Raw genomic sequence first — 17,162 nt, 5'->3', positions numbered from 1 at the left:
ATGCGCCGCCGCGCGCGGCGCGGAAGATCAACTTATACTGAGCGCTTCCCGTCATCCGGAAGCCATTCGCCGTGCCCCGAGCCACGCCCAAGGACGACCCGAAGCCGGTGCCGCCCGTGCAGCCTGACCTCGACGATTGTTGTCATAGCGGCTGCACTCCATGTGTCTTCGATCTTTACGATGAAGCACTCGAGCGCTATCAGGCCGCACTCGCCGAATGGCAGGCGCGGCAGGTGCGGCACGAGCAAAAGGCGCGGCAGAGCAAGCCGCGCTCGCGCCGCTGAACGGCGCTTCAATGCTTAACGTCCAGGCCGCACCCTACCCAACGTCCCTGTCATGACCGACCTTCAGCCCGCTCGCATCGAACCCTTCAGCGGATTGCACGCCGACTCCCAGCACGCCGACTCCCATACGCTAGACGACCTGCACAGCTTCGTGCAGCGTTATCCGCGTCTGTTCGTGCTGACCGGCGCGGGCATCAGCACCGACTCCGGCATCCCCGGCTATCGCGACGACAACGGTGAATGGAAACGCTCGCCGCCGATCACGTTGCAGGAGTTTCTCGGCACCGTCGCGATGCGTCAGCGCTACTGGGCGCGCAGCATGGTCGGCTGGCCGGTGGTCGCCGACGCGCAGCCGAACGCGGCGCATACCGCGCTCGCCCGGCTCGAAGCGGCCGGTCACGTGCCGACGCTGGTCACGCAGAACGTCGACGGTTTGCATCAGCGCGCGGGCAGCCGCGACGTGATCGAATTGCACGGCGGGATCAACGGCGTGACGTGTCTCGACTGCGGCATGCAGCACACGCGCGCCTCGATCCAGCAGACGCTCGAAGCCGAGAATCCCGCGCTGCTGAACGTCACCGCCGAAACCGCCGCCGACGGCGACGCGCATCTGGAATGGCACGATCTCGAGGCGTTCCGCATTCCGGCGTGCTCGAACTGCGGCGGCTTGCTGAAGCCGGCGGTGGTGTTCTTCGGCGAAAGCGTGCCGCGCGAGAGAGTCGAAGCGGCGTCGCACGCGCTCGATGCGGCGGACGCGGTGCTGGTGGCCGGTTCGTCGTTGATGGTGTATTCGGGCTATCGCTTTTGCGTGTGGGCGCAGAAGCAGGGCAAGCCGGTCGTCGCGATCAATCTTGGGCGCACGCGGGCCGATCCGCTGCTCTCGCTGAAAATCGCCGCGCCTTGCGCGGACACGCTGACCGCGCTGGCGGGCCGTTTGGCGCTGGAGTGAGCGGGTTCGACCCGACAGATCGAACCGCGCCGCGCGCCGCCATCGCCGATAATCACACGCTCTATGCAACGCCGATCCAACGAAATCCACCGCCACGGTGCAAAGGAAAGCCGATGTTGACGACGATCGAGCAACTCGAAGCAATCTACGGTCAGCCACACGAACGCTCGGTGCGCAAAGAGATTCCGTACGTCAACGAAGACTATCGCGCGTTCATCGAAGCCGCGCCGTTCGTCGTGCTCGCCACCGCTGGGCCCGACGGCCTCGACTGTTCGCCGCGCGGCGACGCGCCGGGTTTCGTGCGCATCGTCGACGAACGGACGCTCGCGTTGCCGGACCGCGTCGGCAACAATCGCCTCGACAGTCTGCGCAACGTCATCGCCGAGCCGCATCTGGCGCTGCTGTTCATCGTGCCGGGCGTGGGCGAAAGTTTGCGCGTGAACGGCCGCGGGCGCATTTCGAACGATCCGGAATGGCTTGAAAGCTTCGCCGTTGAAGGTAAACTGCCGCGCACCGTGCTGCTGATCGATGTCGACGCGGTGTACTTTCATTGCTCGAAAGCGCTGGTGCGCTCGAAACTGTGGGATGCGGCGCAGCATGTGGAGCGTTCGCGCCTGCCGAGCGCGGGCGAGATTCATCGGCGTATCAACGGCGCGAGCTTCGATGCCGCTACCTACGACCGTGAACTCGTCGAGAGACTGCGCACCAGCCTGTATTGAAGCTGAGTTGAAACTGAGTTGAAGCTGAGTTGAACCGAACACAAGACATGACCGAATCTCATCCCGCTCAGCGGCAACATTCACCGTCCGCCGAACGCAATCGCGAACCGATCCTCGCGGTGCTGCGCGAGGTGTTGCCGGCCACCGGCCGGGTGCTGGAAATCGCCAGCGGCACCGGCGAGCACGCAGTGTGCTTCGCCGGCGCGTTGCCCGGCCTCGACTGGCAGCCGAGCGATCCCGATGCCGACGCGCGTGCTTCCATCGCCGCGTGGGTCGCGCATGAAAAACTGGCGAACGTGCGCGCGCCGCTCGCGCTCGACGTGCATCAGGCGGATTGGGGCGTGGATACGCTCGACGCGGTGGTCTGCATCAACATGATTCACATCTCGCCGTGGACCGCGGCGCAAGCGTTGTTCGCCGGCGCGAGCCGGTGTCTCGCCGACGGCGGCGTGCTGTATCTGTACGGTCCTTACAGGCGCGGCGGTGCGCATACGTCACCGAGCAACGAGGCGTTCGATCAACAATTGCGCAGCCGCGATCCCGCATGGGGTGTGCGCGACATGGAGGCCGTGATAGCGTTGGGCGCATCGGTCGGCTTGCTGTGCGACGAGCCGATCGCAATGCCGGCCAACAATTTCAGCCTGGTTTTCAGGAGACGCCGGAGCGCGGCGCGAGTCTGACAAGCGTTCGGCTGCGTGCGAACGTCCGGCGGCTCGCATGCAGTGAAAAGCTCCGTTCATCGCCCGCCGCCAAGCGGCAAGCCGGCATTTCTTTTATCCTTTCACCCTCGCCGTCCCGCCGACGATCATTCCGGCGCGACGTCCCGACATTTTTTGGACTCTGGAGAATTCACATGGGCAAACAGGCCATCGGCGTGGTAGGGCTAGCGGTCATGGGCCGCAATCTGGCGCTCAACATCGAGAGCCGCGGCCACGCGGTGTCGGTATTCAACCGTAGCCGTGCGAAAACCGACGAACTCATCGCCGAATATCCGGACCGCAAGCTGGTGCCGGCTTTCACGCTGGAAGAGTTCGTCGAGTCGCTGGAAAAACCGCGCCGCATTTTGCTGATGGTCAAGGCAGGCGAGCCGACCGACGCCACCATCGCCTCGCTCAAGCCTTTGCTGGACAAGGGCGACATCCTGATCGACGGCGGCAATACGCATTTCACCGACACCATCCGCCGCAATCAGGAGCTGGCGAAAGCCGGCCTGCACTTCATCGGCACGGGCGTGTCGGGCGGCGAAGAGGGCGCGCTCAAAGGCCCGTCGATCATGCCGGGCGGCCAGCGCGATGCTTACGATCTGGTTGCCCCGATCCTCACCGAAATCGCCGCGAAGGCGCCGGACGGCGAGCCGTGCGTTGCTTACATGGGGCCGGACGGCGCGGGCCACTTCGTGAAGATGGTGCACAACGGCATCGAATACGGCGACATGCAGCTGATCGCCGAGAGCTATGCGGTGCTCAAACAGGTCGCGGGTCTGTCGAACGAGGCGTTGGGCAAGGTCTACACCGAATGGAATCAGGGCGAGCTCGACAGCTATCTGATCGAAATCACCTCGAAGATTTTCAGCAAGAAAGACGAGGAAACCGGCAAGGACCTGGTCGACGTGATCCTCGATCGCGCCGCGCAGAAGGGCACCGGCAAGTGGACCAGCCAGAACGCGCTCGATCTGGGCGCGCCGCTGCCGCTGATTACAGAAGCGGTGTTCGCGCGCGTGCTGTCGTCGCTGAAAACCCAGCGCGTGGCCGCGAGCAAGGTGCTCGAAGGGCCGAAGGCGAAGCCGCTCGGCGTCGAGCGTGACGCGTTCATCGAATCGGTGCGCCGTGCGCTGTACTTCAGCAAGGTGATTTCGTACGCGCAAGGCTTCGCGCAACTGCGGGCGGCGTCGGAAGAATATAAGTGGGACCTCGACTTCGGCACGATCGCGAAGATTTTCCGCGCCGGCTGTATCATCCGCGCCCGCTTCCTGCAAAAGATCACGGACGCCTATACGCAAGACAAGGCGATCGCCAATCTGCTGCTCGATCCGTACTTCCGCGACATCGCCGCGAACTACCAGTCGGCGCTGCGCGACGTGGTGATCGCCGCGATCAATGCGGGCGTGCCGGTGCCGGCTTTTGCATCGGCTATTGCGTATTTCGACGCTTATCGCTCGGAACGCCTGCCCGCGAACCTCGTGCAAGCGCAGCGCGATTTCTTCGGCGCGCATACGTTCGAGCGTGTCGACAAGCCGGGCAGCTTCCACGCGAACTGGAGCTGAGCGTTTGAATCGCGGCCCGGCGCGCGCTTGCCGCAAGGCGCGCCGGGTGACGGCAGTGATTGACGCCAGCGATTGAAATTGAGACGGGCAATTATTGCTGAAAACTATCATTCAGATAGCATATGGGTGCAGTGGGTTGCGAACTATTGCGAAAATCGAAATAGAGTTTCGTCGTTTTGGGGGTTTCCCCTAGATGTCGGCGCTCCTAAACTTGTACTTAAGCGCTACGGGACATGGGTCCCGAGCGAAATCAAAACAAGTTTTGGAGGTTAATCATGAAGACGTTTATTTCCGCAGTTGTCGTTGCCGCCGCTCTGGCCGCTCCTGTTGCTTCGTTTGCTCAATCGAACCAGCCCGTGACGCGCGCTCAAGTTCGCGCTGAACTGGTGCAACTCGAAAAGGCCGGCTACAACCTGGTTGGCGATCACGTCGACTACCCGGCCAACCTGCAGGCCGCACAAGCACGCGTCGATGCACAGAACGGCGCCGCTCAAGCTGTGAACAGCGGCTACGGCGCACCGATCGCCGGCAGTTCGCAAGCTGGCCGCCCGATTAACGGCAACGACCGTCAGTCGGTTTACTTCGGCAACTAATTTGCGCCGAAGCTGATGCAAACAAACATCGCCTGGGTGACAGGCGGTGGGCAATAAAAAAACGCCGACCGGTTTCCGGACGGCGTTTTGTCGTTTACGGTCCGCGTGGGCGGTTTGCCTGGAGACTGGAGCCGCGGTTCAGCATGCCGGGCAGTCTGGCGGTTCGGGCGGTGAGCGAAAAATGGCGGACCGCCGGCGTTGGCGTACGGGGCGCCGGGGTGCGCGGCAGTGCCGGCGCAGCCTAATGCAAGGTCCGATGCCGGCGGCCGATATCGTCGAACAGCGCGCGGCTCGGTTCGAGTGCGAGCAGCCAGGATTCGTCGTAGCCACTCAGATTGTCGAGCGCCTCGCGCAGCCGCTCGATCGCCACGGCGGGAATTTCGACGCTGGCTTCCACGCCGCTCGACAGACCCGCAATGCTGGCGAGCTGCACCAGCGCGTCGGCCGCTTCGGCCACGTCCGCCGCAAAAACCAGATGTGTGTTCAGCAACTCGACCAACCCGGGCGACGCCGCAACATCGTCGACGTTGAGTTGCACGGCCAGAAAGGTGGCTTTGTTCATCCCCGACTCCTCACAGGATCTGAGCGTTTTGCGTACGGCGCGTTGCGGCAGCATGCCTGAGTATAGGTGACCTCAAAGGATTCAATAAATCACACGAATGGCGCGGCGCGGCTCCGGGACAGCCGTAAGACCGGCCGTCAGACTCGCCGTCGGACCTATAATGGGGCCAGTCGAAACGGACGGCCTGGCTGGTCAGGCTGCCCCGATAGGCCTCAAGGGTAGGGAGAAGAGGAAGGCCGCGCCGTTCAACCGTCGATTCACTATGAAGATCATTCGCAGCAAGAATTTCACCGCGACGCGGCCATGGGGCGCGCTCGATATTGCCAACATGGGCGGCATCACGACGCGCCTGCATTGGACCGATCAGCCGTACAAATGGCACGTCAACGACGGCGAGGAAGTGTTCGCCGTGCTCGATGGCCGCGTCGAGATGCGTTACCGCGAAGCGGGTCTCGAACAGTCGACCATTCTGGAAACGGGCGATGTGTTCTACGCGTCGGCCGGCACCGAACATGTCGCGCACCCAATCGGCGTGGCGCGCATTCTGGTGGTCGAGGCGCAAGGCAGCGTCTGAAGTTCGCCGCGGCGCCGGTGCGCTCGCGCGTGCACACGGCGGGCATAATGCGTGCTGCCGCTTCGGTTGAACACCACACTGCGCCGCGTTTTTCCGCGTCGCGCCGCGGGCGCTGGCAGATCAATTGAATCAACCTGTCGAGGATCATCACATGACAAGACAATGGCAAATCGCGGGGTCCCGGTTGCTGATCGTGGCCGCGTTTGGCGTCGTGCTCGGCGGCTGTACGACGATGCCGTGGGAGAGCACGCCGTTCTACAGCAGTACGCCGAGCCGGCCGACCACCCTCGCCACGGTTCCTGTGCCGGCCGGCTATTACCGCGTCAATCCGGGTGACACGCTCCCCGGCATCGCATCGGCGTTCGGTCGTCGGCCGCAGGATCTTGCTACGTGGAACGGTCTGGCGCCGAATACCACGACGGTCAGTCCGGGACAGGTGTTGCGCGTTGCGCCGCCGATGGCGTCCGGCAGTGTGGTGACGCCGCCGGTCAATATGGCCGGCGCCAACGGCCCTGCCGGCGCCGTCCCGCAGCATGGCGTGCTGCTGTGGCCGTTGCGCGGGCCGGTGCTGAAAGGCTTTGCGCCGGGCAAGTCGAACGGCATCGTGATCGGCGGCCGCGCCGGCGATCCGGTCAAGGCCGCCGCCACCGGCCGGGTGGTGTACGCGGGCTCCGGTATCGAGGCGTACGGGCCGCTGATCATTATCAAGCACGACGATTCATTGATTACCGCTTACGGGCAAAACAGCACGCTGCTCGTCAAGGAAGGCGACGCCGTCGCGCAAGGCCAGACCATCGGCGAAGTCGGCGTGGATAGCCGGGGTGTGGCGTCGATCCAGTTCGAAGTCAGGCAGAACGGCCAACCGGTCGATCCGCTTGCCTGGCTGCCTAAGTCCGGCGGCTGAGTTTCGGCGGCTGAGTTTCGGCGCGAGCTTAGGCGCTGAGTTTCACCTAACACCTAAGAGATCCGGCGGTGAGTCCGGCACATGAGCCGGGACCGGTGGGAGCGGCGGCTGCGGGTTTTTAGCGCGGGTTTTTAGTGCGATTCTCAGCGCAGCGGTAATTGAAATACACTCTGTGGTTCGACAGCTAGAGCCGGGCCTGCCGTACCAGGCCATGAAGCAGGCCATGAAGTTGAACCGGCGAAGCGGCACGCCGGCCGGCTGTCACGGGCCGTCAAATACAGGACTTCACAATGATCGATTTGCGCAGCGATACCGTAACCCGTCCGACGCCGGCCATGCTCGCGGCCATGTCGGCCGCCGAAGTGGGCGACGACGTCTGGGGCGACGACCCGACCGTGCTGCGTCTGCAAGCGAGCGTCGCCGAGCGTGCCGGCAAGGAGGCCGGCCTGTTCTTCCCGAGCGGCACGCAAAGCAACCTGGCCGCGCTGATGGCGCACTGCGCGCGCGGCGACGAATACATCGTCGGCCAGTTGGCGCATACCTATAAGTACGAAGGCGGCGGCGCCGCGGTGCTCGGCAGCATTCAGCCGCAGCCGCTCGACAATGCCGCCGACGGTTCGATCCCGCTCGACAAGATCGCCGCCGCGATCAAGCCGATCGACAACCACTTCGCGCGCACGCGGCTGTTCGCGCTGGAAAACACCATCGGCGGCAAAGTGCTGCCGGCCGGTTATGTCGCCGAGGCAGTGCAACTGGCGCGTCAGCACGGCCTGTCGGCTCACCTCGACGGCGCGCGCGTCTATAACGCGGCAGTGGCCTCCAGGCAGCCGGTCGCGGCGCTGTGCGGGCCGTTCGACTCGGTATCCATCTGCTTTTCGAAGGGCCTGGGCGCGCCGGTCGGCTCGGTGCTGGTCGGCAGCCAGGCGCTGATCGACGTGGCACACCGCTGGCGCAAGGTGCTGGGCGGCGGCATGCGCCAGGCCGGCGTGCTGGCGGCGGCTTGCCTGTATGCGCTCGATCACAACGTCGAGCGCCTCGCCGACGATCACGCGAACGCCGCGCATCTGGCTGCCGGCCTCGCCGATGTCGAGCAGGTCAAGGTGCAGTCCGTGGCGACCAACATGGTGTTCGCGCAGTTTCCTCAGCAGCATTGCGCGCCGCTCGAAACGTGGCTCAAGGAGCACGGTATCCTCACGCAGATGCTGTATGCGTCGCGCTTCGTCACGCATAAGGATGTGTCGCGTGCCGATATCGACACGTTCGTCGCGGCTGTGAAGGGGTATTTCGCCGCGCGTTGATTCAGCGGCGTAGCCGGGTAGTCAAAGCGGCGAAAACAAGCGGCGAAACGAAGCGGCGAAACAAAGCGGCGAAACAAAGCGGCGAAACAAAGCGGCGAAACAAAGCGGGCGCACTGTTAGGCAACGCGCCCGCTTCGCGTTTATGGCGGCGTTTACGTTTACTCCGCCGCTGCCTTGGCGTGCACGCCGGCTCGATGCGACGGCGCCAGAAGCCGCAGCCCGCTAGCAAGGCTCGCCGCGCCGGCGAAGAAAGCGCCCGCGCCCAGCGCGAGCGTCGGCCCATGCCGGCCGGCGATGCCGAAGCTCAGCGCGACCAGCGCGGCGCCGGTGGTCTGCCCCAGCAGCCGCGCGGTCGCGACAATACCGCTGGCGCCGCCGCTGCGCTCGGGCGGCGCGCTGGCCATCAGCGCCTTCAGATTCGGCGACTGAAAGAAGCCGAAGCCCGCACCGCACACCGCCATCCGGATACCGATGTCGAGCACATGCGGATGCACCGGCAACAACGCGAGCGATGTCATTCCCGCCGACAACACCGCGAGCCCGATCGCGCCGAGCAAGCCCGGCGGATAGCGGTCGGACAGACTGCCGGCCAGCGGCGCGGCCAATGCCACCACCACTGGCCACGGCGTCATCAGAAAGCCGGTCTCGACCTGGCTGCGATGCAGCACATCCTCGAAGTAGAACGGCAGCGACACGAACGCCAGCCCTTGTGCGGCGAACGAGCACACCGCGGTCACCGCCGACAACGCGAACACCGGCCGCTTGAACAGATCGACGGGCAGCATCGGCGCCGGGTGTCCCGCCTCGCGCCGGATCAGCAGCAGCCCAAATACGACGGCAACCGCCGCCGCGCTCAGTACCCGTTGCGCCGGAGCCCGTTGAGCCGCCTCGCCGAGCGCGAAGATCAGCGCGGCAAAAGTGATCACGTTGAGCAGGGCGGCGAGCGGGTCGAAGTTGTGCGTGCCGCGCTCGGTGTGCGGCAACGCCGGCCATGCAAAGGCGAGCGCCAGCAGGCCGAGCGGCACGTTGATCGCGAACAGCCACGGCCATGCCGCCACCGACAGAATCAGCGACGCCACCGTCGGCCCGACCGCGAACGACACGCCGACGATCAGCGCGTTGGTGCCCAAGCCGCGTCCGAGCCGATGCGGCGGATACAGATAGCGGATCAGCGCGGTATTCACGCTCATGATCGCGCTCGCGCCAAGCCCTTGCAGCACGCGCGCGGCGGCCAGCAGCGGCAGGGTCGAAGCGAGCGAACAGGCTAGCGACGCCAGCGTGAACAGCGCAATCCCGCCGATATAAATCCGCCGATGTCCGACGATGTCGCCGAGCGCGGCGAGCGGCAGCAGCGTCGCGACCATCGCGAGCTGGTAGGCGTTGATGATCCATACCGACGCAGCGGGCGCCGCGTGCAGATCGGCGGCGATGGCGGGCAGGGCGGTGTTGGCGATCGCGGTGTCGAGCGTGGCGAGCGCCACGGCCAGCATGATCGCGGCCATCGCGCGGCGGTTGGCCGCTGACATCGGGCCGTCCGCCGGATTGGCGTGGGCGGAAGTGGCGCTGGATTTGTCGGACAAGGCGTGGCTCGTCGGGTTGAGCATGCCGAAGCGCCGGCCGCGCCAAAGATGGCGCGGTGCGCAAGCGGCAGGGTGGGGTGGAGCGGAGCGCGCGCGGCCCGAATCCATCGGTCAGGGCGGCTCGCGCAGTGAATGAAGTGATTGTTACAGAGTCGTGGAAATCGTGCTGGGAGCGCGGCGGCAGGGCAGCCATTTGGGTGCTGCCGCAATGCAACTAACGGTCAATTCCAGCGCATGCCTCCGAGCAGGCACGGCTCACGCACGATACGAGTTCGCGCGGAAAAAACGTTCAGCAGGCGAGGCGGCCCGATTCGACCACGTATCGCGGGCATCGAGTCGTTCATCCGCGCGTCACGTCGTAGAAAAATAATCGCGCTGTATCCTGTCGAAGCGCGCCTGCATCGTTCGCAATCGTTTGTCTCTTTTGTACGCCGATGCACGCGCGCAGGCCCGCCAGCACGCTGCTTGCACCGCGCGAGTGCGCAAAACCCTCGAAGTACCCCGCATCGGCGGGCATGGCATGTGCCTAATTCCCGTTCGCGCCCGCCGGTGTCCGCGGGTCGTAAAATGTCCTACTCTGTTGGTTAGCTTGTTAATCCGCCTGACCGGCACGCGCCTCCCGTCCGTCATCTGTGCGGTTCGCGTTCGCCGCATCGCTTTTTCCCGGAGGCTTCGATGACAGCCGTCGATCTGGAGTTCGACCAGCTCAACAGTACCGTCGACGCGCTACGGCGCTCAATTTCCAATCGCATGATGTATGGCGTCGGCAAAGACGCCGTCACGGCCCGCCCGCACGACTGGCTGCACGCCGCCGCGCTTGCCGTGCGCGACCGGCTGGTCGCGCGCTGGATGAAAACCACGCGCCTGCAATACGAACAGGACGTGAAGCGCGTCTATTACCTGTCGATGGAATTCCTGATCGGGCGTACGTTCACGAACGCGTTGCTCGCGCTCGGCATTTACGATCAGATGAAGGAAGCGCTCGCGAGTCTCGGCGTGGACATGGAAGCGCTGACCGATCTCGAACCGGATGCCGCGCTCGGCAACGGCGGCCTCGGGCGGCTAGCCGCCTGCTTCCTCGATTCGATGGCGACGCTCGGCATTCCGGGCTTCGGCTATGGCATCCGCTACGAATACGGCATGTTCCGTCAGGAGATCGTCAATGGCGAGCAGGTCGAAGCGCCGGACTACTGGCTGCGCGCGGGCAATCCGTGGGAGTTTCCGCGGCCCGAGATCAAGTACATGGTGCACTTCGGCGGCCGCACGGTGCAGCGCGGCGAACACGTCGAATGGATCGACTCCGAGCATGTGAATGCTATGGCCTACGACACCGTCATTCCCGGCTATGCGACCGCCGCGACTAACACGCTGCGCCTGTGGTCGGCGCGCGCGACCGAGGAACTCGACCTCGGCGCGTTCAACCGCGGCGACTACCGCAACGCGGTCGATACGAAGAACATGTCGGAGAACGTATCGCGCCTGCTGTATCCGGACGACTCGACGCCGGCCGGCCGCGAACTCCGGCTGCGCCAGGAATACTTCTTCGTCTCGGCGACGATGCAGGATCTGATCCGCCGCTATCAGCGCACGCACAGCACGTTCGGCCGCTTCGCCGAGAAAGTGGCGGTGCATCTGAACGATACGCATCCCGTGCTGGCGATTCCGGAACTGATGCGTTTGCTGGTGGACGTGCATCACGTGCCGTGGGACAAGGCGTGGAAACACATCACGCAGATGTTCTCGTACACCAATCACACGCTGATGCCCGAAGCGCTCGAAACGTGGGACGTCGAGACGCTCGCGCGTTTGCTGCCGCGCCATCTGGAGATCATCTTCGAGATCAACGCGGAGTTTCTCAAGCACGTCAGCGAGCAATCGTGGCATGACAGCGAGATGATCCGCCGCATTTCGCTGGTCGACGAATATGGCCAGCGGCGCGTGCGGATGGCGCATCTGGCGATCGTCGCGAGTCATACGGTGAACGGCGTGTCGAAGCTGCATTCGCAACTGATGACGCGCGATATCTTCGCCGACTTCGCGCGCCTCTATCCGGAGCGCTTCACCAACGTGACCAACGGCATCACGCCGCGGCGCTGGCTCGCGCAGGCGAGTCCGTCGCTGTCTTCGCTGATCGATCAGCAGATCGGCAAGCACTGGCGCAGCAATCTGTTCGAGCTGGAGCAGCTGCGCGATTTGCGCAACGACACGGCGTTCGTCGACGCCTTCCGTGAAGCGAAGCGGCAGAACAAGATGCGGCTCGTGCAGCGTCTCGCGCATCACACGAAACTGCACTTCGATCCCGATGCGCTGTTCGACCTGCAGGTCAAGCGCATCCACGAATACAAGCGGCAGTTGCTGAACGTGCTGCACGTGATCGTGCGCTACAACCAGATTCGCGAGAACCCCGAGCGCGACTGGGTGCCGCGTGTGGTGATGTTCGCCGGCAAGGCCGCGTCCGCGTATCGAATGGCGAAGACGATCATCAAACTGATCGGCGATGTCGGCCAGAAGGTCAACCACGATCCGCTGGTCGGCGACCGGCTGAAGGTGGTGTTCGTGCCGAACTATGGCGTGAGCGTGGCCGAGCTGATCATTCCGTCAGCCGATCTGTCGGAGCAGATTTCGATGGCCGGCACGGAAGCGTCAGGCACCGGCAACATGAAGCTCGCGCTCAACGGCGCGTTGACGATCGGCACGATGGACGGCGCGAACATCGAGATCTGCGACGCGGTGGGGCGCGAGAACATCTTCATCTTCGGCCATACCGCCGACGAAGTGGACGACCTGCGCGCCTCCGGTTACCGGCCGCGGCAAGTCTATGAGGAGAATCCGGAACTGCGCATGGCGCTCGACCAGATTCGCTCGGGCTTCTTCTCGCCGGACGATCCGCTGCGGTTCTCCGACATCTTCCACACGCTGGTCGATTGGGGCGATCACTACATGGTGCTCGCCGATTTCGCGGCGTTTGCGAAGGCGCAAGCGGAAGTGGACGCGCGTTTCGTCGACAAACGCGCGTGGGCCGAGAGCGCGATCGAAAACGTTGCGGGCATGGGGCAGTTTTCGTCGGACCGCACGATCGGCGAATATGCGCGCGATATCTGGCACGTGAATCCGCTCGAGATCGAGTGACGGGCGCGCTCGCTTGCTCGAAAGAAAAAGGCCGTGCGGAGCTTGCACGGCCTTTTTTCTAGCGCCCGATGAATGTCACGGCGCGAATCTTTCGCTCTCGCTGACGGCATGCAGACCGAACTCGCCGCGCGCGAAATCGAACAGCACATCGATGTTCTGCATCCCCATCAGACCGATCACGATGCGATTGGCGTCCGGCTTCGCCTTGACGATCGTGACCTGCGCGGCCTCATAACGGTGCACCCATGATCCGGTGCCGATCGCCGCTTCGTAGTTGCCCTGATTGAGCACGTTGCCTTCTTCGCCGTCGCCGGTCCAGTTCGGCACTGTGTCCGTTTCGATGCGGATCATGCCGGTGCTGCCGGTTGCGAACACCAGCGGCGCGCAGAACGTCATCTTGTCGGCGACCTTCACGCAGCCTCGCGGCCATTGCGCCGCGCCGTCTTTCGATATGGTCATCGGCACCATCGTGTAGTCCTTCGTGAGGGCGCTCGACGGGCTCAACACCATGTACGGTTTCGCGAAGTTCGAGTGCACCAGGTAGCGTTGACCGATGTTGCCGGACAGCGCGCGCAGCGGTTGCGTGTAGCCGCCGTCGCCTGGCTGCGCGGCGCCGACGCCGAAAATGCCGGAAAAGGCCCAGCCGAATTCGCCGGTGTAGCCGTCCATCGCCACGCAGCGCTTCGCGATCGGCAGACAGCGCACGGTTTCGACCGCTTGCGCGTCGATCGGTGCCGGCTTCGTGCCGGCCACGCTGAATGGCACCTTCACCGCCGCGCCCCGAATCTCCGCGCCGTTCGCAAACGACAATGACGTCATGGCGCCGGTGTTCGCGTAGTTCGAACCCGGCAGCACCGACTTCAACACCCGCACGCCTTGCGTGCCCGTGTCGAGCGCGACGTACACCGGCTTGCCGTCGAGCTGAACCGGCAGGCCGAGGCGCGCATGATCGTTGTCGGCGCGCTCCACATGCAGCGGAATCAGCAGACCGTCGTTGCCGCCGTTGATCAGCGCGGCGGTCGGGGCCGGCGGGGTGGGTGTTGGGAAGCTGGTCGAGCAGCCGGTCAGCGTGATGACGGCGACGGTTGCGGCCAGCGCCGCCGCGGTGAGATGACGCAAACGAGGACGAAGACGAGGACGACAATGCCGGCGCGCGGCATCGGAAGACGACAGGAGCATAGGATCACGCTTTGCAAAAGAGCGAGTCCCTGGCGAAGGCGATGCATCGCGAGCTGCGAGGTGGACAGCACTGGCGGCAATCTCACTGGATTGCCGCGGCGTGGACGGCGAAACCGGGACGCTTGCGGGGGCCTGCGGGAGGGAACACGCGATAACAGGACCGCCGACTCTACAGGGCCACCTGCGGGCAATTGCAAAGATGTGTAAAGGTTCGCGGGTTTGCAGCACGGCAGCAGATGCGCCCGTGCAAGCATTGATCTACGTCAACAATCGCATGGACGCCGGATCACCGTGGTCTGCGCACGACCCAGCGTGGCGCGGTCGAGGGCGCTCGTCAGCAGGCGGATTACGTCGTCGAGCGTGTGCGAGGTGACTTCGACGCGGAAGGTCACGCGCTCGCGATGTTTGTCGATGGTAACGACATAGAGGCGCAGATCGTCGCAGAGCGCGGCATGCAGCGCGCGCCGTCCGCTTGCGGACGAAGTGCCCGGCACGGTCACGTCGATGATGACGAGCGGCACGATGAGGTGCGTGGGACGGGCAACGCGCGGCGCGCGCGGCATGGAGGTGTCAGACGAGGCAGTGGACGTTAGCATCGTGATTGCGCCGATCCGGCGAGGCGGCGCGTTTTGTTGATATCTGTCCACTCTAGCGATGCGCGCCTCAATGGCGCGCAAAAGCCGCGATGCCGCGAATCAATTTTGCGTTAACGCATGGCGCTTGAACGCGGGGGGCTGAGCGCTTTGCGGAGGGCTCAGGCTTTTGAGGTGGCTGCGACCGCCTTCGCTTCATGCACGGCCGCACCGACCCGCTCGACGAATTCGCGATCGACGCTCGAGAGCGCTTCCCGCTCGCCGTTGGCGGTTTTCACCATCAGGCGATGGGTAATGTCCTGGGTCGCCCATGTGAGCCAGCCGACCACCACCAGCATGACGCCGCACACCATGCCCGCCGGTGAGTGCAAGATCCCGCCGGCAATGGCGCCGGCCAACCCGATCAGCGAAATCGTGAAAGGTAAGACCTTGTTCTTCTGCACGGTAACAACATGCACATCCAGAATCTCGCGCAGCGGGAACACCTGGCCGGCGGCTGAAAGCGCGTTACGTGTGACCGACACGCCACGATCATTGAAAGGGGTTTCCATCGAGTCGAATGCAAGCGGTAGCAAAGGGCGCAGCGTACCAGACTTCAAATGACTAAAGTTATGGGATTTTTCGGCACCCGTGACGCCCACTGTTTCAGGTATCTGTAGTCCGTTGACTAAAATCTGGAATTGCGGGATTTTATGCCTAAGTTATGCCGCTTGCTTCATCACCCTTTTTACACCGGAATACTTGGGGTAGCGATTAACCGAAATCATGCCCCGCGTTCGGTTCTGCGCCGGTTCCCATTGCATGCGAAACAGTGTCGCGATTTTCGGGCGCTGGGGTGACGGCGCTGCGTCGGCGGCGCGTAGGGTCTCGTTCATTGCGGGAAGGCTTTTTCGATCGAATCCAGCATGGTCCACAGGATGTCGAGCTTGAACTGCAGGATCGCGAGGGCCCGTTCGTGCTGGTCGTGTCGTGTGAAATGATCGAGCGTGACAGCGAGGCCGTGCAGGACGTCGCGCTGCGCGAGCGGGATCCGCGCGCGGAAATAGGCGAGGCCAGCCGCGTCCTTCAGAGGAATGTTGATCTGATAGTAGAAGCGGTTCGCTACCCAGCCGCGAATCTGTTCGCGCGAGCAGCAGCCGCTATTCATCTTCACGTTGAACGGATGATGGATATGGTAGGCCGTGCCCTTGGCGCGCAACTGCGCTTCGAATTCGTCGCGGCTCCCGGCGCGCGTGGCGCTCCTCGTGTGCGGGTGGGTCGAACATCGTTTCGAGCGCACGGGTCACGTGCTCCTGCAGTGCGGAGTCGCTCGCCAGATGGCCCGCGCGCACGCGTTCGATCCGCGCGGCCGGCACGGCGCGCGCGAGGCGCTGCATATTGGCCGGCGGACAGACCGGATCGCGTGTGCCGTGCACCGCGGCGAGCGGCACACCGGCCGCCGCCGCGCGGCGCGCCAGCGACAGCAGACGGGTTTCGCCGAGCCAGCAGCGATGCTTCAGGTAGTGGGCCTGGATCCGGTATTTACCGATCAGTTTGCGCGCATCGCGCCGCGAGTGCAGGACTGCCGGGTGCGCGCGGCGCGTACGGACGGACGCGAGCACCGCGTCTTCATAGCCGCGCCAGGCGACGGCGACCGCGCGCTGACGCTCCTCACTCGAGCCGGTTTGCAGCACTTGAGCGCAGCGCGCAAACAACGCGGCGGGCCGGCCGGAGTGCGCCGCGGCGCTTAACCGCGCCCATGCGCGCGGCGCCCGGCGGCGGGAGGTGATGAACAGTCCGCGCATTTCGCGCGCGGACGTCAGGAACAGCCCTCGCATCACAACACCCGTCACGGATTGCGGGTGCAGTCCCGCATAAGCGAGCGCCAGCGCAGCGCCCCACGAGCCGCCGAGCACGCCCCATTGCCCGATACCCAGATGCCGGCGGATCGCCTCGATATCATCGATCAACTGCGCGGTGCAGTTGTGACGCACGCTGCCGAACGGCGTCGACGCGCCGCTGCCGCGTTGATCGATCAGCACCACCTTGAAGCGCGCCAGGTCGAAGAGTCGCAGTACGCCCGGTTGGCTGCCGCTGCCCGGGCCGCCGTGCAGCACAACCACCGGCACGCCATTGACCGCACCCGCCACGGCGAATGCCACGCGATGGCCGTCACGCGTACGCAGTGCATCGGCTTTGAGCTGCGGCAAGGTCTGCTGCGGGGCGCGTCTCGTCATGGCAACATCCGCGCGAGCAGGTTGTCGCGATCGATTCGCTGATGCTTGAGCGCGCCCGCGATGTGCAGCACGATCAGCGCAATCGGCACATAGCCCATTGCCTTGTGAAGGCAGCAGAAGAGAGCGCGCAATCCCGCGTCATCCAAACCCCGTGTCTGCAGCAGGACGCGCCAGAAACGTGTCTCATAGCGGTTGAATGAAGAGCCGGGGTAACCGCACAGCGGCATCACAACCATGCCCCCATACAAAATCCCCTGCGTAGTGCACACGGCGTAAAGCGTAACCCGCCTCAATGCACATGCGCGCGACGCGGGGCTAT

Annotated in this window: 18 protein-coding genes and 1 pseudogene; 10 read left to right on the top strand and 9 right to left on the bottom strand. The window is 64.4% G+C overall.

Features of this window, described 5'->3' with window-relative positions:
• Positions 1–71: 71 nt before the first annotated feature.
• The 6 genes from AC07WT_RS33550 (at position 72) to AC07WT_RS33525 (ending at position 4,808) form a co-directional block, all read left to right on the top strand.
• Positions 72–284, top strand: coding sequence for an oxidoreductase-like domain-containing protein (locus AC07WT_RS33550; protein WP_492589594.1), 213 nt, complete (start codon positions 72–74; stop codon positions 282–284).
• Between the two features lie 52 nt (positions 285–336).
• Positions 337–1,233 carry an NAD-dependent protein deacetylase gene (locus tag AC07WT_RS33545; protein WP_494950275.1) on the top strand — a complete coding sequence of 299 codons (897 nt, stop codon included), beginning with the start codon at positions 337–339 and terminating at the stop codon, positions 1,231–1,233.
• A gap of 113 nt (positions 1,234–1,346) precedes the next feature.
• Positions 1,347–1,952, top strand: a complete 606-nt coding sequence (locus tag AC07WT_RS33540; protein WP_494950274.1) for a pyridoxamine 5'-phosphate oxidase family protein — start codon at positions 1,347–1,349, stop codon at positions 1,950–1,952.
• A gap of 47 nt (positions 1,953–1,999) precedes the next feature.
• Complete coding sequence (locus AC07WT_RS33535) at positions 2,000–2,632, top strand: DUF938 domain-containing protein (protein WP_494950273.1); 633 nt, start codon at positions 2,000–2,002, stop codon at positions 2,630–2,632.
• A 173-nt stretch (positions 2,633–2,805) separates the two neighbouring features.
• Positions 2,806–4,215 carry an NADP-dependent phosphogluconate dehydrogenase gene (gnd, locus tag AC07WT_RS33530; protein WP_494950272.1) on the top strand — a complete coding sequence of 470 codons (1,410 nt, stop codon included), beginning with the start codon at positions 2,806–2,808 and terminating at the stop codon, positions 4,213–4,215.
• A 275-nt stretch (positions 4,216–4,490) separates the two neighbouring features.
• Complete coding sequence (locus AC07WT_RS33525; protein ID WP_494950271.1) at positions 4,491–4,808, top strand: DUF4148 domain-containing protein; 318 nt, start codon at positions 4,491–4,493, stop codon at positions 4,806–4,808.
• Positions 4,809–5,049: 241 nt separating this feature from the next.
• Here AC07WT_RS33525 and AC07WT_RS33520 read toward each other — a convergent pair whose 3' ends face one another.
• Entirely contained in the window at positions 5,050–5,370 is a 321-nt protein-coding gene (locus AC07WT_RS33520; protein ID WP_492589606.1) for a hypothetical protein, read from the bottom strand.
• A gap of 262 nt (positions 5,371–5,632) precedes the next feature.
• Here AC07WT_RS33520 and AC07WT_RS33515 point away from each other — a divergent pair, with 262 nt between their 5' ends.
• The 3 genes from AC07WT_RS33515 to ltaE all read left to right on the top strand — a co-directional run bounded on the left by AC07WT_RS33515 (position 5,633) and on the right by ltaE (position 8,146).
• Positions 5,633–5,944 carry a cupin domain-containing protein gene (locus AC07WT_RS33515; RefSeq protein ID WP_494950270.1) on the top strand — a complete coding sequence of 104 codons (312 nt, stop codon included), beginning with the start codon at positions 5,633–5,635 and terminating at the stop codon, positions 5,942–5,944.
• 151 nt (positions 5,945–6,095) lie between these two features.
• Positions 6,096–6,848 carry a peptidoglycan DD-metalloendopeptidase family protein gene (locus tag AC07WT_RS33510; protein ID WP_494950269.1) on the top strand — a complete coding sequence of 251 codons (753 nt, stop codon included), beginning with the start codon at positions 6,096–6,098 and terminating at the stop codon, positions 6,846–6,848.
• A gap of 290 nt (positions 6,849–7,138) precedes the next feature.
• On the top strand, positions 7,139–8,146 hold the full coding sequence (gene ltaE, locus AC07WT_RS33505) for a low-specificity L-threonine aldolase (RefSeq protein WP_494950268.1): 1,008 nt from the start codon (positions 7,139–7,141) through the stop codon (positions 8,144–8,146).
• Positions 8,147–8,304: 158 nt separating this feature from the next.
• Here the strand turns inward: ltaE and AC07WT_RS33500 are convergent, their stop codons facing one another.
• Entirely contained in the window at positions 8,305–9,672 is a 1,368-nt protein-coding gene (locus tag AC07WT_RS33500) for an MFS transporter (RefSeq protein ID WP_494951105.1), read from the bottom strand.
• Positions 9,673–10,066: 394 nt separating this feature from the next.
• Positions 10,067–10,243 (bottom strand): hypothetical protein, encoded by a 177-nt coding sequence (locus AC07WT_RS33495; protein WP_494950267.1) that lies wholly within the window; start codon positions 10,241–10,243, stop codon positions 10,067–10,069.
• Between the two features lie 158 nt (positions 10,244–10,401).
• Here AC07WT_RS33495 and AC07WT_RS33490 point away from each other — a divergent pair, with 158 nt between their 5' ends.
• Positions 10,402–12,855: a glycogen/starch/alpha-glucan phosphorylase gene (locus AC07WT_RS33490; protein WP_492589614.1), complete on the top strand. Its 2,454-nt coding sequence runs from the start codon at positions 10,402–10,404 to the stop codon at positions 12,853–12,855.
• 75 nt (positions 12,856–12,930) lie between these two features.
• Here AC07WT_RS33490 and AC07WT_RS33485 read toward each other — a convergent pair whose 3' ends face one another.
• The 6 genes and pseudogenes from AC07WT_RS33485 to AC07WT_RS33460 all read right to left on the bottom strand — a co-directional run.
• Positions 12,931–14,034, bottom strand: coding sequence for a hypothetical protein (locus AC07WT_RS33485; protein ID WP_494950266.1), 1,104 nt, complete (start codon positions 14,032–14,034; stop codon positions 12,931–12,933).
• Between the two features lie 263 nt (positions 14,035–14,297).
• On the bottom strand, positions 14,298–14,630 hold the full coding sequence (locus AC07WT_RS33480) for a hypothetical protein (protein ID WP_494950265.1): 333 nt from the start codon (positions 14,628–14,630) through the stop codon (positions 14,298–14,300).
• A gap of 158 nt (positions 14,631–14,788) precedes the next feature.
• Positions 14,789–15,178, bottom strand: coding sequence for a DUF6232 family protein (locus tag AC07WT_RS33475; protein WP_494951104.1), 390 nt, complete (start codon positions 15,176–15,178; stop codon positions 14,789–14,791).
• Positions 15,179–15,498: 320 nt separating this feature from the next.
• Positions 15,499–15,825 carry a thiaminase II/PqqC family protein gene (locus AC07WT_RS33470; RefSeq protein ID WP_494950264.1) on the bottom strand — a complete coding sequence of 109 codons (327 nt, stop codon included), beginning with the start codon at positions 15,823–15,825 and terminating at the stop codon, positions 15,499–15,501.
• Positions 15,767–16,843: an alpha/beta fold hydrolase gene (locus tag AC07WT_RS33465; RefSeq protein WP_494950263.1), complete on the bottom strand. Its 1,077-nt coding sequence runs from the start codon at positions 16,841–16,843 to the stop codon at positions 15,767–15,769. The genes AC07WT_RS33470 and AC07WT_RS33465 overlap by 59 nt, the downstream gene beginning before the upstream one ends.
• Positions 16,840–17,115 (bottom strand): annotated as a pseudogene (locus AC07WT_RS33460) (cytochrome b); the annotation flags it as partial. The gene AC07WT_RS33465 and the pseudogene AC07WT_RS33460, both read right to left, overlap by 4 nt.
• Positions 17,116–17,162: the final 47 nt, after the last annotated feature.

The sequence above is a fragment of the Paraburkholderia sp. GW821-FHT02A12 genome (assembly GCF_059422005.1).
This window is presented reverse-complemented; position numbering and strand designations above follow the sequence as displayed.

Excerpts from the sequence above, each read along its gene's own strand:
- AC07WT_RS33545 (WP_494950275.1), top strand. The coding sequence starts at position 337 with ATGACCGACCTTCAGCCCGCTCGCATCGAACCCTTCAGCGGATTGCAC.
- AC07WT_RS33540 (WP_494950274.1), top strand. The coding sequence starts at position 1,347 with ATGTTGACGACGATCGAGCAACTCGAAGCAATCTACGGTCAGCCACAC.
- AC07WT_RS33535 (WP_494950273.1), top strand. The coding sequence starts at position 2,000 with ATGACCGAATCTCATCCCGCTCAGCGGCAACATTCACCGTCCGCCGAA.
- gnd (WP_494950272.1), top strand. The coding sequence starts at position 2,806 with ATGGGCAAACAGGCCATCGGCGTGGTAGGGCTAGCGGTCATGGGCCGC.
- AC07WT_RS33525 (WP_494950271.1), top strand. The coding sequence starts at position 4,491 with ATGAAGACGTTTATTTCCGCAGTTGTCGTTGCCGCCGCTCTGGCCGCT.
- AC07WT_RS33520 (WP_492589606.1), bottom strand. The coding sequence starts at position 5,370 with ATGAACAAAGCCACCTTTCTGGCCGTGCAACTCAACGTCGACGATGTT.
- AC07WT_RS33515 (WP_494950270.1), top strand. The coding sequence starts at position 5,633 with ATGAAGATCATTCGCAGCAAGAATTTCACCGCGACGCGGCCATGGGGC.
- AC07WT_RS33510 (WP_494950269.1), top strand. The coding sequence starts at position 6,096 with ATGACAAGACAATGGCAAATCGCGGGGTCCCGGTTGCTGATCGTGGCC.
- ltaE (WP_494950268.1), top strand. The coding sequence starts at position 7,139 with ATGATCGATTTGCGCAGCGATACCGTAACCCGTCCGACGCCGGCCATG.
- AC07WT_RS33500 (WP_494951105.1), bottom strand. The coding sequence starts at position 9,672 with ATGTCAGCGGCCAACCGCCGCGCGATGGCCGCGATCATGCTGGCCGTG.
- AC07WT_RS33495 (WP_494950267.1), bottom strand. The coding sequence starts at position 10,243 with ATGCCCGCCGATGCGGGGTACTTCGAGGGTTTTGCGCACTCGCGCGGT.
- AC07WT_RS33490 (WP_492589614.1), top strand. The coding sequence starts at position 10,402 with ATGACAGCCGTCGATCTGGAGTTCGACCAGCTCAACAGTACCGTCGAC.
- AC07WT_RS33485 (WP_494950266.1), bottom strand. The coding sequence starts at position 14,034 with ATGCTCCTGTCGTCTTCCGATGCCGCGCGCCGGCATTGTCGTCCTCGT.
- AC07WT_RS33480 (WP_494950265.1), bottom strand. The coding sequence starts at position 14,630 with ATGCTAACGTCCACTGCCTCGTCTGACACCTCCATGCCGCGCGCGCCG.
- AC07WT_RS33475 (WP_494951104.1), bottom strand. The coding sequence starts at position 15,178 with ATGGAAACCCCTTTCAATGATCGTGGCGTGTCGGTCACACGTAACGCG.
- AC07WT_RS33465 (WP_494950263.1), bottom strand. The coding sequence starts at position 16,843 with ATGACGAGACGCGCCCCGCAGCAGACCTTGCCGCAGCTCAAAGCCGAT.